General features: G+C 70.0%; 11 protein-coding genes and 1 pseudogene. 7 read left to right on the top strand and 5 right to left on the bottom strand.

What is annotated here, in order from left to right:
- From V9G19_RS02380 to V9G19_RS02360, 5 genes and pseudogenes are all read left to right on the top strand, one after another.
- Positions 1-467, top strand: a pseudogene (locus V9G19_RS02380) (hypothetical protein); the annotation flags it as partial.
- 5 nt (positions 468-472) lie between these two features.
- The gene (locus V9G19_RS02375; protein ID WP_462283897.1) at positions 473-820 is read left to right on the top strand and encodes a hypothetical protein; all 348 of its coding nucleotides are present in this window, start codon (positions 473-475) and stop codon (positions 818-820) included.
- 142 nt (positions 821-962) lie between these two features.
- On the top strand, positions 963-1,388 hold the full coding sequence (locus V9G19_RS02370) for a hypothetical protein (protein ID WP_462283896.1): 426 nt from the start codon (positions 963-965) through the stop codon (positions 1,386-1,388).
- Positions 1,389-1,547: 159 nt separating this feature from the next.
- The gene (locus V9G19_RS02365) at positions 1,548-2,657 is read left to right on the top strand and encodes a tyrosine-type recombinase/integrase (protein WP_462283895.1); all 1,110 of its coding nucleotides are present in this window, start codon (positions 1,548-1,550) and stop codon (positions 2,655-2,657) included.
- Complete coding sequence (locus tag V9G19_RS02360; protein ID WP_462283894.1) at positions 2,654-5,140, top strand: tyrosine-type recombinase/integrase; 2,487 nt, start codon at positions 2,654-2,656, stop codon at positions 5,138-5,140. The genes V9G19_RS02365 and V9G19_RS02360 overlap by 4 nt, the downstream gene beginning before the upstream one ends.
- Before the next feature lie 241 nt (positions 5,141-5,381).
- Here the strand turns inward: V9G19_RS02360 and V9G19_RS02355 are convergent, their stop codons facing one another.
- Positions 5,382-6,341, bottom strand: a complete 960-nt coding sequence (locus tag V9G19_RS02355; protein ID WP_462283893.1) for a hypothetical protein — start codon at positions 6,339-6,341, stop codon at positions 5,382-5,384.
- Positions 6,341-6,904 (bottom strand): RNA polymerase sigma factor, encoded by a 564-nt coding sequence (locus V9G19_RS02350; RefSeq protein WP_462283892.1) that lies wholly within the window; start codon positions 6,902-6,904, stop codon positions 6,341-6,343. The genes V9G19_RS02355 and V9G19_RS02350 overlap by 1 nt, the downstream gene beginning before the upstream one ends.
- Positions 6,905-6,947: 43 nt before the next feature.
- Between V9G19_RS02350 and V9G19_RS02345 the strand changes: the two genes are divergently transcribed.
- Entirely contained in the window at positions 6,948-7,544 is a 597-nt protein-coding gene (locus V9G19_RS02345; RefSeq protein ID WP_462283891.1) for a M48 family metalloprotease, read from the top strand.
- Positions 7,545-8,007: 463 nt separating this feature from the next.
- On the opposite strand, the gene V9G19_RS02340 is transcribed toward V9G19_RS02345, so the two are convergent.
- From V9G19_RS02340 to mobF, 3 genes are all read right to left on the bottom strand, one after another.
- Positions 8,008-10,788 carry a toprim domain-containing protein gene (locus V9G19_RS02340; RefSeq protein ID WP_462283890.1) on the bottom strand — a complete coding sequence of 927 codons (2,781 nt, stop codon included), beginning with the start codon at positions 10,786-10,788 and terminating at the stop codon, positions 8,008-8,010.
- Between the two features lie 37 nt (positions 10,789-10,825).
- Positions 10,826-12,139 carry an ATP-dependent DNA helicase gene (locus tag V9G19_RS02335; RefSeq protein WP_462283889.1) on the bottom strand — a complete coding sequence of 438 codons (1,314 nt, stop codon included), beginning with the start codon at positions 12,137-12,139 and terminating at the stop codon, positions 10,826-10,828.
- A 256-nt stretch (positions 12,140-12,395) separates the two neighbouring features.
- The gene (gene mobF, locus V9G19_RS02330; protein ID WP_462283888.1) at positions 12,396-13,922 is read right to left on the bottom strand and encodes a MobF family relaxase; all 1,527 of its coding nucleotides are present in this window, start codon (positions 13,920-13,922) and stop codon (positions 12,396-12,398) included.
- A 310-nt stretch (positions 13,923-14,232) separates the two neighbouring features.
- Between mobF and V9G19_RS02325 the strand changes: the two genes are divergently transcribed.
- Positions 14,233-14,616, top strand: coding sequence for a hypothetical protein (locus tag V9G19_RS02325; protein WP_056886530.1), 384 nt, complete (start codon positions 14,233-14,235; stop codon positions 14,614-14,616).
- Positions 14,617-14,619: the final 3 nt, after the last annotated feature.

The following is a 14,619-nucleotide window of genomic DNA, read 5'->3' as shown; positions in this document are numbered from 1 at the left end:
TCTGGCTCAACCGCGAGTACACCTGGGACGTCTCCGGGCTCATCCCCAGCTGCTGGCCTCTGCACCCGCACCTGGTCCACGAGATCGCCGTCCTGGCCGACCAGCGCCGGCGGGCGGGCCTGGCGATGACCAGCGACGCGCTCGAGGAGTGGCACCGCTACTCCCTGCCGGCGTTCACGGACCGCATGCGCAACAGGCTGCGCACCCACTGCGACGACGAGCACAAGAGCTGGCCGGCCAAGCCGCGCCACAGTGAACACCTGGCCGACACCAGCCGCCAGCGCCGCGAGAACACGTTCGCCCACGACATCGACGCTCTGCCCGTCAACCGGCGGGCACACGAACAACCCCCGGCCGGTCCACCGCGGCTCGGCCTCGTCGACCTCGACACCGGCGAAATCCACGACGACGAGCGGGGCGGCGCTCAGCCGCGCACCCGCACCGAGAAGGGACCGGCCGACGAATGATGCAGGTGAACGAACGCTCCGAGGCCATCGGCCGAGCCCAGCGCGCCCTCAAGGCTCTCGGCGAGCACCCGCGCTCAAGCAAGAAGGAGCTCGGCCACGCCCGCGAACACGTCAACGCCTGCTACTCCCACGGCTCGGGTGAGTACGTGTGGAACGCCGTTGCACAGGTCGAGGCGATGGCCGAACGCCGCTACGGCGTATCGAGCACAGAGGAGCAGCGTCAGCTGGTCGAGGCGACCGAGGACCTCGAGGAGCCTGCGACAGCCGCCCGCGGCCGAGCGGCGGAGGACCGCGCAGTCCCGCCGCCGGGGTCGACCCCAGACGTGGAGCTCGCGCCCACTGCATCGCGATGAAGTGGGCACGACGGGCTCAAGACGGCGTTAGAACGCCGCTGAGAGAACGGAAACCCCTGCCAGCGGGTAGTCACACACCGCTTCGTTGTGGGAGAGCCATTCTGAGCGTTCTCGCCCCTTCGACCTCCCAGGCGTAGAACTGATGCCGGATCAGCTGACCTCAGCGCTCCTCATCGTGGTGGCTATCGCCTACCTCGGCGGAGCCGTTCTGTTGGTCGTGGCGCTTGCAAAGGTCCTGCTCGCCTGGTCGGTCAGCTGGCGCGCCAGCGGGCAAACAAGCCCGGTCGACGTCGTGCTGCAGCAGCGGGCCGCCGCGGCGATGGCCGCCGTCGCCGCAGTCGCGAACGTCCCGCCTCCGGCAACCGACGTCGTTGCGATCCTGGGCGCCCCGGTCGCCGGGGAAGCCGATGGGACCGTGGGCGATGGTGGTCTCGCGGTGACCCGCTTCCGGGCTGGTCGTCCCCCCACCGTGGTGTTCGCGCGGGCCGCGCTCACCGGCCTCAGCGCCGGCGCAGTGCAGAGCCTGGCCGCCCACGAGCTATTGACCGCACCAACTGGAGTGCCCTGAGCCATCCCCCGGCTATCCGTGCAGCTACGACTCGCCGGTCGATGTGGATTTCCACCGCCCCCGAGGCTTTGCGTGCTGCCGTTCGTCGCGATGACGAGCGGAAGGACATCTGGGATGGAGCGTGACGTGACGGGCTTGGTCGTTCCGACGGTTGGCAGCGTGGCCAGCATCGAAGGGGCGCCCGGCACGGTGTTGCTGGATGCCACGGGCGAGCCGGTCGAGGAGGTCAGCGAGTTCTTCGCCACGATGCTTGCCTGTGGCGCGAGCTTCAGCTCTCTGCGCTCCTACGGCCTGGCGCTGCTGCGATGGTGGCGGTTTCTGGCCGCGATCGAGGTGCCCTGGCAGCGCGCGAGTCGGCTCGAGGCACGCGACTTCGTGCTGTGGATGCGGCTGGTCGGCCCAGCAGGCCGGCAGAGCGGGTACGCGCCGGCGACCATCAACCATGCCCTCGCAGTCATCAAGATGTTCTACGCCGACCGAATCAGCACCGGCAGCGGCGGCCCGCTGATCAACCCGGTTCCCGACGCGGACCACCGAGCCGGACGAAGGTCGCAAGCGCACCACAATCCGATGCAGCCCCTCGGGCCGGGGCCACGGGCACCGTTCCGGCAGAAGATGCCTGAGCGGATCCCGCGGCACCTGCCCGACCGGCTCTTCGACGAGCTGTTCGCGACGCTGCGATCGGACCGGGACCGGGCACTGTTGGCGTTCTACGTCTCGACCGGCGCCCGTGCCTCGGAGCTGCTCGGCGTCACCGTGGACCGCGTGAACGTCGGCGACCAGCGCATCGGAGTCCACCGGAAGGGATCGGGTCGGCTGCAGTGGCTCCCTGCCTCCGCGGATGCGTTCGTGTGGCTTCGGCTCTACGAGCAGCAGACCCGGCGTCCGGATGGCGAGCAGGCGTTGTGGCTGACCCGGCGCCGTCCGGTGCGCCAGCTGACGTACTCCGCGGCGCGACGGATGCTGCAGCGCGCCAACGAGTCGCTGGGCACCGCCTGGACGTTGCACGACCTGCGACACACCGCCGCGCAACGGATGGTCGATGACCCGAAGATGTCGCTGAGCGACGTGCAGTGGGTGCTGGGCCATGCCCACATCACCACGACCCAGATCTACCTGCGTCCGCGGGAGGAAGAAGTCGTCAGCCGCGTGCTGGCTCATCACCGCGACCGTGCCGAACGCCCGACCGCACCACCACCGTCACCGGTGGACACGGCCGGCTACTCGGCCGAGGTGCTGGCGGTGCTGTTCGGCGGGCCGCGGCCATGAGCGACCACGTCGACGCGGTCGCGCACCTGCAGAAGGCCGCGCGACCATCGCGCCACGTCGCCGCCGACAACGGCGCCCTACGCCCCAAGGCACCGACCCCGGCGCTGCCGACACCGGCGATCGCCCGACCGACCGTGTGGGCCGCCTCCCAGGTGAGCTATGAGGAGGTTCTCGACGCGGTCCGCGCCCTGGAGGTCGCGAACGGCACCACCTCGCCGAAGCAGGTCCGTAGCCAGGTGCTGTTCACGGAAACTCTGCTCGGGTGGCTGCTGAGGTTCCCCGGGGAGTCATGGCAGCAACGTTGGCACGCCTCAGGCGCGGACTCGGCCGACAAGGACTGGACCACCCTGGCTGCCGAGCCCGACAAACATGGCCACCTCGTCGCTGCAGCGGGCAGGCTCCTGCTGCTGGACGTGATCCGGCCCGACTACTCCTGGCTCTACGCCACGCACGCCACACCCAGGCTCTACGAACGGCTGCGGGCGTTGCGTGATCCGGAGGGGTTCGCCCACATCGAGCGCCTCTGCGACGCGGACACACGGATGCTGCCGAGCGACCGGCGCCAAGCGCTCAACCAGCTCACCAGGATGCTGGTCCACAACGGCGGCACATTGACCGACATCACCTTGCCGGACTGCATCGAGGCCCACCGTGCACAGGACGGCTACCGTGGTCGGTCCCAACCTCGCTGGTACACGCTGCTCCGGGAAGCCGCGATCCTGCCGGCCGACAGCCCGCCAACCATCTTCGCCGCGGCCCGGCGCGGGCAACTCACCATCGAAGAGATGGTCGACCGATACGACGTCGCATGCCATCCGATCAGGGATCTGCTCGTCGCCTACCTTTACGAACGCCGTCCCGCGATGGATTACAACTCCATCCGCTATCTGGCGGCCAAGCTCGTGCTGCTGTTCTGGCGGGACTTGGAGATCCACGAGCCCGGCATCGACTCCCTGCACCTGTCCGACGAGGTTGCTCGCCGGTGGAAGACGAGGCTCAGCGGCCCGGTTCTGTACGGCAGCAACCGCGTCGGGAAGAAGCGCGAGGACCCATACACCATCCTCATGGCCGTCCGAGCCTTCTACGCCGACCTCTCGCACTGGGCGCTGGAGGACCCCGCCCGCTGGGCAGCATGGGCCGCACCCTCTCCAGTCGACTCACGCGACCTGGCAGGAATGACCAAGATGCTCAAGCAGTCGCGGTCACGCACGCACCAGCGCATCCGGGAACTGGCGCCGTTGCTGCCACGGCTTGTCGACGCAGCCCGCGACCACCGAACCAGGGCCATGGAACTGCTCGATACGGCCGTCGCGACCCCGCCTGGCGCGCCGTTCACCGTTGCGGGACAGACGCTGCGTCGGGCGTCCCTGAGCGACGACGCGAACACCGGCAAGAAGACCAGTCGTGGGCATGTGTACGTCGATACTCCAGCGGGCAGTGGCAGCACCGACCGGCCACAGGACAACCGCAGGAACCTGAGCCTTGAGGCCGACCGGGCGTTCTGGGCGTGGGCGCTGGTCGAGGTCCTCCGTCACACCGGGGCGCGCATCGAGGAGGTCCTCGAAATCACCCACCGATCCTTCGTGTCCTACCGGCTGCCAACGACTGGCGAGGTGATCCCGATGCTGCAGATCACCCCATCCAAGACCGATAAGGAACGGCTCCTGGTCATCGGCCACGAGCTCGCGGTGGCGTTCGCCGAGATCATCTCCCGCGTCCGCGCCGACAACGAGCAACTGCCACTGGTCAGCCGCTACGACAACGCCGAGCGCATCCACAGCCCAGAGCTTCCGTTCCTGTTCCAACGGCCATGGGGCACGGGCAGAATCACTATGAGCTCCTCCTATGTCGTCAAGCTGCTCGATGAGGTGGTGACCATCGCGAAGATCACCAACAGCGACGGCACCCCGGCCAAGTTCAGTCCCCACGACTTCCGGAGGATCTTCGCCACCGAGGCCGTCGCATCCGGCCTGCCCGTCCACATCACCGCCAAGATCCTCGGCCACGACTCGATCGCGACCACCCAGACCTACGTCGCCGTCTACGACCACGACGTGATCGACCACCACCGCGCCTACATCACCCGTCGGCGGGCACTTCGACCATCGCAGGAGTACCGCGAACCCACCGACAGCGAATGGGACGAGTTCCTCGGGCACTTCGCCCAACGCAAGCTCGAGCTCGGCACCTGCGGTCGTGCGTACGGCTCCGGCTGCCAACACGAACACGCCTGCATCCGCTGCCCGATGCTCCGTCCCGACCCTGCCCAGCACCGGCGACTCCAGAGCATCATCGACAGCTTGCGCGAGCGGATCACCGAGGCGACCGAACGAGGCTGGCTCGGCGAGGTCGACGGCCTACGCACCAGTCTCGCCGCAGCCGAGCAGAAGCTCACCCAGATGCAACGCACCGCGACCAACCTCGGCATGCCCATCTTCCCGCGCCGTCCGGACGGGCCACGCCGACCGCCGATCCGCCCGTGAGAGAGCCCAGGCATGCGGCAGAATTGACCTCTCCGGCGCGAACGCTGTGCGGCAACTCCTGGCGGGCCGACCCCGGTTCTTGGACACGCTGGATCCCGCAGCCGCGATGGGGCGGGTGCGGGCGAGATGATCCGAGAATCATGGTCAGGAAGAACTACTCCGAGGGACTCAGGTCCACCATCTTAGCCTGCCGACGGGCGGGCATCCGGATCTTGCGCATGCCCGCCCGTCCGCACGAGTGTCACGGCTCGTAGGTGACGCCCTCTGCGACCGCGATGACCTGGTCTCGTGTGAGACCGTCGGGAGCCTGCAGAGCAAACGCCTGGCCGCTTGCAGTGTTGGCTTCGAGGATCCATCGGGAATCGCCCGCATCGGACGCCTGCCGACCGAGGAGCGCCGGCCGGCCGTTAATGGTCACCGCCGACTCGTCCTCCGCGCCGTATGCGGAGAGGTTCGTGCCGACGTGGTCGGTCAGTGCGACCGTCAGGTCGTTGTCGTCAGGCTCGCCGGACTCGGAGAGGGTCAGGATGCGATCCTCCTTGTACGCGGCCACCGTCCAGCCCGCAGGAGCAACGCTGAGGCTCAAGTCCACGCGCTGAGGCTGGTCTCGCAATGCCTCTGCAAAGGTAACCATGCGATCGCCGTCGGCGTACTGGCCAGATCCGGTGACGGCAGTCCAGTCGTTGGCGTCGTCCTTCCAGACGACCGTGACCGCATTCGCACTCTCGGGGCTTCCGTTGTAGACGGTGCGCTCGTAGACCTTCGCTTCGTCGCCGTCCACGTCAGTGGACCGGGCACCCGCAGGGATCGTCCAGAAGTCCTCCTCCGCAACGTCTGTTGTAATGCTGATTCCGTTCAACTGGTCGCCGTAGCGGGCCGCGATGAAGTTCGAGTCCTTCTCGAAGACGGGCTCGCCCAGACCAGCCGGCACCGCACTCGGCGTCCACGGAAAGGTCATCGGGTCAACAGCTGCCAGGGCGATCGAGTTGTCGCTGCCGACCAGGGCGGGGGCGACAGCGAGACCGACGGCAGCGGCCGCTGCGGCTGCGAGGAGGGGCAGGCGCCGCCTCGGCCGGCGTTGCACACTGCTGTGTGCCTGCGTGATGGCGGAATCTAGGCGCGCTCTAGCCGCGGACAGAGAGGTCTCCGAGAGCGGGATCGGGGCGGGCCCGAGGCGGTCAATGGTCTTGTGGTCAGTCATCACAGTTCTCCTTGCAAGTCGTCGAGGATCGGGCGCAGTTGCTGACGCGCCCGGTGCAGGCGGGACCGAACGGTTCCGACCGGGATGCCAAGGGCAGTCGCGGCTTCGGCCTGGTCAAGCTGGCCCCAGGCCAGCAGGAGCAGTACGTCGCGGTCGGCAGCCTTGAGCGACGCGAGTGCGTCAGCGAGGCGTGGGCGGATGGTCGCGGCATCGGCCGATGCGACCGCCGCAGGCGAGGAGTCGGGCATTACGACCGCGAGCGGAACGCGGGACAGGGCGCGGTAGCGCGTCGCCTCAGCCCGGTGGTGGCGCCGAATCAGGTTGGACGCGATGCCGTACAGCCACGGGCGAGCGTCAGGCAGTTCGGCACGATAGGTCGCTCGGCGCTCGAAGGCTGTCACGAAGAGCTCGCCGAGCAGATCGTCCGCGAGCTCCCCAAGTCGACGGCTCAAGAAGCGGTGTAGTTCCCGTGCGTGGCGATCGAACAGTTCCCCGAAGGCTTCTGGACGCTCCATCGAGGCCGCAATGACCGCGTGGTCGTCGGCTTCGGTGTCGGCGTACACAACGCACTCCTCAGGGGGACTCAGGGCCAGATGTTGAACTCTCATGACCAGTCCATCGCACTCGACGGGAGATGCGTTCACGCAACGCCCGACTCCCGCCGTGATTCAACCGTGCCGCCCCGCGGCAACCAATCTGATGGCCTCTCGACGAGCGCGAAAGCCAGCGGCACGACGCGCACACCTGAAAGGCATGACTAGGCCCAATGCGGGTGCCCGCTGGTGCAGAAAAGAGCTCGGCCACGTCATCCGCCGCGAACGCAGTTCGGCCGCGGCGCGGTACTCGTGGCTGGTCGGTTACCTACTCCTCGTGTTGGCAGGCGCTGGTCTCACTGCAGCTGCTCTTGCGGCCTCGCCCCAGCTGGCCAGCCCCTCGTTGCTGGCCACGATGAGTGCGGCCGTGGCGTTTCTCGGTCTCCGCTTCACCTTCGACCGACGCGAGGAGGCCGCCGCCGATCTCTTCGCCATCGACCTGACTCGCGACCTGGACGCGGCCGCCGAGCTGATGCGGTTCTACGAGAAAAGCCTGGCGCGGCCGACGCCCGACGGCGGCCCCGCACGGTCGCGGCTGGAGCGGCGGTGGTTCGCAACCCACCCCGAGCCGCAGGCGCGGCTCGCAGCCATGCGCCGTCGCCTTGGGTGACTTCTCGAACGCGGCGGCGAACACCTCTGGTAGCAGCCGGGCCGACCGTTGGCCCGTTCAGCGGCTGGCAGCCGACGTAGTCCATCCGGTCGGCCGCGGCCTGGGTAGACCCTGGCTTCTTCGCTGCGTGAGGATGACGATCGTGACTCCAACCGATCTGGGACCAGTTTGGCGGCAGCACAATTGCTCACGTAAGCACAGGACCTATCTGACGATGGCGAAGTGCATCTGGAACGACGCTCCGTGGGTCTCCGGCGAAGGAGCTATCGCGTTGGTGGCGTGCAGACCTTCTGGGCCTGTCAGGTACCGGCACGGAGCCGTGTCCCTGCACCAGACGGCTGATAGTGCGTTGGAGGCCAAGACGTTGATCGACGAGACCGGCTGCGGAGGCCGCTGTCACCGCGACCACAGGATCGTGCAGCTGGTCTTACCGTGACACCAGCCTGCGGGCTTCCGGAGCGGGTCAGCGGCGTGGGGTACCGCGGCGGGGCGGCCGCGGACGGTTCACGTCCTGCCGATCTCGTGCCACGCCCGGCGACTGGGTCGGCGCCGGGGTGCCTTCGCCGGTGTCGATCGGGATCTCGAGGCGGGACACGATCCGGTAGCGCAGGTCACGCGCAGGGCTGTCGGCCAGGGGCTTCTCAGCGACCAGGCCGCGCGTGGCGGCGCCGACGTCGTGACCCTGCTCGTGGGCCTGCTGCAGCATCGCGGCGGTGGCCGGCCAGTCGCCCTGCTCGAGCAGCCGCGGGTCGAGGTCGCGAGCCAAGGTGGCCCACCGCTCGGCGGGGGTCTTCTCGGCCGCGGCCGCGAGCCGTGCGCGTACCTCGCTGCTCTTGTGGAGTTCGGCCAGTGCCGCCTTCCGCGGGTCGGCATCCCAGGTCTTGATCGCGTCGCGCAGGTCGCGTCGTGCCTGCAACTGGGAGAGCTGCAGCCGGGCCCGGACCTGGTTGACGCCCGGCTCCCAGGCGCGGCTGGGACGTGCCGAGATGACCCGCATGGCGGCCAGATGTGCCTGCTCCGGGGCGAGGTTGTCCAGCCGCTCGGTGAGCAAATGGTCACCGAGCGAGCGGAAGGCGGGCTGGCCGCTGGCCACCGCGGCAGTGAGCGCGGCGGGCCCACGCTGGGCGAGCAGGTCGGCGGGGTCGAGGCCCTCGGGGAACCGCGCGAAGCCGGGGTCGAGGCCGTGCGGGGTGAGCATCCAGAAGTCCCGCTCGGCCGCGACCTGGCCAGCGAGGTCGGCGTCGGTGGCCACGATCGGGTCGCGGCCGACGGCAGCCAGCTGGGCGGCCTGCTCATCGGTCAGCGACGTGCCGAGCGGCGCCACGCCGAGGTAGAGGCCGGCGCTGGCCAGCGTGACCGCTATGGCGTCCGTCGGGCCCTCGACGATCACTGGGACCGCACCCTCGGCGAGCAGTTCGTCGACGACACCGAATAGCTGGGCGCCCTTGTGGAACAGCGGGGTGTCGGCTGTGTTGAGGTACTTCGGGCCGCCCTTGTCGGCGTCGGTGAGGCCGGGCCGGCGGCGGCCGACGAAGCCGAGCACTTCGCCCTGGCGGATCACCGGGAACATCACCCGGTCGCGGAACCGGTCGATGAGGCGACCGGTGCTGGCCTCGGTGGCGACGCCGGTGGCCACCATCTCGGCGTCGCTGACACCGTGGCCGCGCAGGTGGTCGACCAGGTTGGTCCACCCGGCTGGCGCCTGACCGGGACGGAACCGCTCGTCGCCGGCGGGGTCGATGCCGAACCGTCCGGTGAGGTAGTCGCGGCCCCACGAGTCGGTGAACCGGGCCTCGAAGAAAGCCTGTGCCATGTCGTTGATCTCGAGCATGCGCTCACGCGAGACGGGGGAGGAGTGCCACTCGTCGGCCCGCTGGTACATGAGCCGGAGGTCGGCGTCGGTGGGCTCCAGTCGGCTGCCGCCGAGGTCGCGGATGTAGGCGGCCAGCGTCAGGTCGGGCTCGGCGAACTGGTCCTCGTCGACGTCGACCAGGTCGCCAGCGACGGCGTCGACCACGTGCTCGTCGGCCGCGGGCTCGTCGTACGGGCCGGGGTCCTCGGCGAGCGGCCAGTCACCCCAGTCGGGGTCGGTGGCGTGGTCGACGAGCGTCGCCGGGTCCGGCTCGATCCCGTCCCACAGGTCTGCGGGCGGCTCGTCGAAGTGGTACTCGTGCGCGTACTCGTCGGGAGCGGTCTCCAGCGCGATCGAGGTCCGCCAGACCAGCGCCTGGCACTCGTCGACGCCCTCCCAGCCGTCGCTCGGCATCGCCCGCCCGGCACCCAGCAGAGCCTCGACCTGCCAGCCGCGCTGCACGCCGTGGTCCACGTTCGCGACGAGCGCGGGCCACCAGGTGCTGGCCTGGATGCTCGCGGCGCGCTCGGGACCGAACAGATCCGCGAGCCGCGGAGTCCACTCGGTGGTGACGCTCTCACCGTGGGAACCGTCGCCGATCTGGGAGGCAACGGCCGGGGTGAGCTGACGGGCCATGCGCCACCACACGGCCGCCGCGGCGTGCTCATCGGGCAGCGGCCCGGCCGGGTGATCGGCCGCAGTGGCGGTGCGCAGCAGCTCGTGGGCGGTGACGCCCGCGCGGGACATCGCGGCCAGCCGCTCGGCGAGCAGCGGGGTGAACTCGTCGTCGCGGACCTGCGGGGCCAGCGAGTAGAGCAGCTGGCGCCATTCCTTGAGCGCCGGCGTGTGGTCGCCGGTGACGGCGCGGTTGAGCCGTCGCTGCCAGGTCGCGGAGGCCTTCTGCAGCTGCGGTGCACCGGTCGGTCGCCGGTCGTCGACCGGGACCTGCATGGCGGCCCGCCAGACCTCGACGTTGGCGACCGTGGCCGCCTCGGGCCGGAGGCCGTTCTGTGCCCACGCCGGCAATGCAGCCTGGTCGGTCGCCCGCGTTCGGACCTGGTCGGCGAGCTGCTCGACCAGGTGAGCGCGCTGGGAGAGGTAGGCGCCCCAGTGCGGGTCCTCAGCCAGGCGGGCCGGGACCGCGGGCAACCACGGCAGCGGCCCTGCGCCGGCGTTGCGCAGGCCGGAGGCGTCCAGGCGCCAGTCGAGGACCGCGGCGCGGTCGTGCGCGGTCTCTAGCTCCCGGTCGCCGGCGGCCGCCCGGAGCGCTTCGACCGGGTTCTCGCCGGCCGCGCCGAGCAGCAGCAGATGGGCACGCAAGGTTGGCCAGGCGGCCTCCTCCGAGAGCCCGGGGACGAGCGTTTCGACCGCGTTGTCCAGGGCGTTGACCACGTTGATCGGGGCGCCGTTGGCGTCCTGGCCGACGTGGTCATGGCGCAGGAGGTTCTCCGCGGCGACGTAGAGGCTGTCGAGGTAGCGCTGTGCGGCCTCGCCGAGCCGGGTGGCCGGATCGGCCTGCTCGCGCAGCAGGCTGGTCGCGGACCGCTGCGTGGTCGTCGCGCGCCAGCATCGACTCGAGGATGTCGGTCGGCGTGAGCGGCCGGACCAGCGTCGGGTGGATCACCGAGTGCGGGTCGCCGTCGCCGACGACCTCGAGGTAGACGTGGTTCGCGTGCGCGCCGCGGGTCATCATCGTGTAGAGCTGCTGGCGCGACTCGCTGCCGGTGGCCAGGCCGTGCATCGTGTCGGCGGTGACGCCCTGGGCGGTGTGCACGGTGCACGCGTAGCCGAGCTCGGAGGATCGGGCGACGTAGTCAGCGGGCAGCCGCACGGTGCGGCCGTGCTGGGTGTGCTGGACGGTCAGGTCGCCGCCGTCGTGGATCTCCAGCACGTTCCAGCGGTCGCCGTTCTTCACCCAGTCGGTGGCCGAAGTACGCAGGCGACGGTCGTTCTCGCGGGTGATGATCAGTTCGCCGATCGAGGCCTCGTTGCCGTCGGCGAGCCGGCGGACTGGGCCGCTGGCGGCGACGTCGGCCGGGTCGATTCCTTCGAGCCGGTGGGCGCGGGCCTGCTGGTTCAGCTCGCTGACCAGGTCGCGGGTGGGGGCGAGCATGATCGAGTCCAGGCCGGCGGCACGGTCGGCCTGCCAGGCCGCGAAGACGTCCTCGGTCATCGTGGCCAGGTCGCCTACGTGGACGCGGTCGCGGTCGAGGTAGAAGCCGAGCGACTCGGGCTTGCCTTCGCGCAGCGCGAGCGAGGCGGCGCCCTCGGCGGGGTCCTTGAACCGGACGAGCTCGGTCAGCTGCAGTGCTCCGTGGGTGGCGCGGATGTCGCGCAGCACGCCGCCGGCGCCGATCGCGGAGAGCTGCTGGTCGTCGCCGATCAGTCGGACGCTGCCGCCGCGCTCGAGGATGTAGGAGACCGCCGCGTCCAGCGAGAGGGTGTCGGCCATCCCGGCCTCGTCGATGACCACGAGGGTGGAGGAGTCGATGCCGGCGACCCAGGCGGGCATCGCGGCGCCGGACTCGCGGGCCTGCTCGAGCGAGTGGGTCAGCTTGGCCAGGGTGTCGGTCTGGGTGTCGATCTGGGAGCGCAGGGCGTCCGCGGCCGCTGCTGAGGGAGCCAGGCCGATGATGGTGCCGCCGCCATCAGCCCAGGCGCTGGCCAGGGCGCGCATCGCGGTGGTCTTGCCGGATCCGGCGGGCGCGATCGCCAGCTGCAGCCGGGCGCCGGAGGTGGCCATCTCGCGGACCAGCGTGGCCTGTCCGGCGTTGAGGGTGATGCCGTTGGCGGTCGACTCGAGCAGCGCCAGGTCGACCGAGTACGGCCGTCGACGGCGTACCCGTCGTGGCGGCCGGCGGCCTCGACCAGGCGCTGCTCGGCGGCGAGTACCTTGCCCGAGGTGAACAGCTCGGCGCCGCTCTGGGTGTAGACCGAGGCCCCGTCCGCGCGCCGCAGCTCGACCGGTTCGCTGATGGCGTCCCAGGGGCGGGCCATGCTCACCGAGCGGCCGTCGAGGACCTCGCTGACGAGCAGGTCGACGACGCTGGGAGACCTGGTTGGTGGGCACGTTGGCGCCCCGGACCTGCCGCTGGGCCTCGGCGTAGACGTGCCAGAACTGCCAGGTGCTCCGAGCCGCCCTCCATCGTCGCCACGATCCGGTCGGTGGTCTTGGCGAACCAGGCCGAGTCGGCCAGCGACCGCGCTGCGCCCTTCGGGTTCAGTGCGCCGTGGACCATCTGCTTGACCCGCTGAGGGGTGCCCAGCACCTCGATGGCCTCACGGCTCCAGGTCTCGCGCTGCTCGGCCAGCGAGCGCGGCTCGTGCTTGGCCTCGCGGGTCTCCAGCGTCGCCTGCTGGGACAGCTGGATGGTCTCCACCGGCGTCGGCGGGCGGCCGTGGGTGGCCTGGAACGCGGCCGCGAGGACCTTGCGGCGGTCCTCGACGCTGGCGCGGCGCTTGGAGAAGCGGCGGTTCAGCTCGGGGTCGACGCCGACGATCTCGCGCACCGGCCGCTTGCGGGCGTCCTCGTTCGGCCGCTCCTCGAACCGCACGCCGAGGGCGTCGACCAGGTGCCGCTCGAGCGCGGTGTTGTAGGTCTCCGAGGCCGAGACCACCGCCTTGTGCAGCGGCCGGCCATCGATGGCCAGCCACTTGCCGTCGAGCGTCTGGACCTTGTTCGCCACGGCGACGTGCGTATGCAAGTCAGGGTCTCCGGCGCGGGAGTCGCGGTGGGTGAACGCTGTGGCGACCAGGCCGCGGACGTCGACCTGGCGGACGCCGTTGGTGCCCCGGCGGGTGAACAGTGCCTTGGACTCGATGAAGCCCAGCGCGTCCTTGATCGCCGCCTGGTGGGCCCGCTCGATCACCGCGGCGGTCTTCGGGTCGGAGATCGCCCACAGCACCGAGACGCTCTTGACCGGGGAGAAGGTCAGGTCGTAGCCGGCCACCGCGTTGGTCTTCGGGCGGGAGTGCTTGGCGATCGCGGCGGCCAGCTCGCGTGCGTCGGCGGGTTCGCGGCCGTGCTCAGCACGGAAGAACTCGGTGCCGACCTCGGTGCGGACCTTGGCCCGGTCGGCCGCGGGGACCGGCCAGTCACCCGGCAGGCCGGCGGCCTCGTTGAGGGCCGCGATGCGCTTGGCGACCTCGATCCGGAACGGGCTGATGTCGTTCTCGTAGACCTTGTACGGCGTGCCGAGCTGGCGGGCCGTCTTGTAGTCCGCGTCGGTCGGCCGGTCGACGCCATCGCGGCCGATGCGCAGGTCCAGGTCCTTGGTCCGCTGGGTGGCCAGCGGGTGGTGACCGGAGCCGAACAGGCTCTGCATGTGATCGGCGGTGACGACGTCGCCGGCGTCGAGCCCTTCGAGTTCCTCCATGCCGGAGCCGACCCACACGCCGGGAGTCTCGCCCTTCTCGGTGTAGTAGCTCGCCAGCCCGGTGTGGCCCTTGTCCGTGGCGTCCATCGCTGCGACCTGGCGGGTCAGGTAGTCGTACCCCGACCCCGCCGTCAGCTTGTGGAGGCTCATCGTCACGGTCACCTACGTGCGCGCGGGCGTGCTGTGCGATCACTTCCGGCCAGATTTCTGTTGTGTTCTTTCTATTCGGCGAACCGAGAATGCAAGAGGTGTGTGGCACTTGGGAGTTCGCGGAAATCTGGGGGGACGCTGAGGGGCGTCGGTGACGGCTGGGGCGTCGGGTTCGGATCAGGTGGCTGGACGGGCTGCGCTGGATCGGCTGAGGGAGCGGTTTGAACGCTTTTGGGTTCGGTGATCGCTCGGGGTCCGGGGAATGTCGTAGGTGAATGTCAGAGTCCATGTCGACACGAGTGAGGACCGGATGAGTCAGCAGACGATCAAGCAGCAGGCGCGGCGTACGGCGCGGGAGATGGCCGAGAAGCGGCGCAAGGAGCGCGAAGAGCGAGAGCGCCGGGTGATCGACCTGGCCGAGCAGGTCATGGTCGCGATCGGTGAGCGCGACGCGGCGGTGGCCGAGACCGAGAAGCGCGCCGGTGAGGCGCTGCGAGAGTTGACCGAGGCTGAGGGCCTGTCGCTGGGCGAGGCCGTCGAGTGGTGCGGCGAGACCGTGACCGTGCGCGAGGCGACGCGGCTGCGGCGGCTCGCCAGCGAGCCCCAGGCCGACGACGGCGACCAGGGCGGCGACGGCGCGGCGCTGGCGACCGCTGGGAGCGGGGGAGCGGGTGCCGGTTCGTCGGCTGGATGACGC

The sequence above is a fragment of the Nostocoides sp. genome (assembly GCF_037045025.1).
In the GTDB taxonomy this organism is placed as follows: Bacteria; Actinomycetota; Actinomycetes; order Actinomycetales; family Dermatophilaceae; genus Nostocoides_A.
This window is presented reverse-complemented; position numbering and strand designations above follow the sequence as displayed.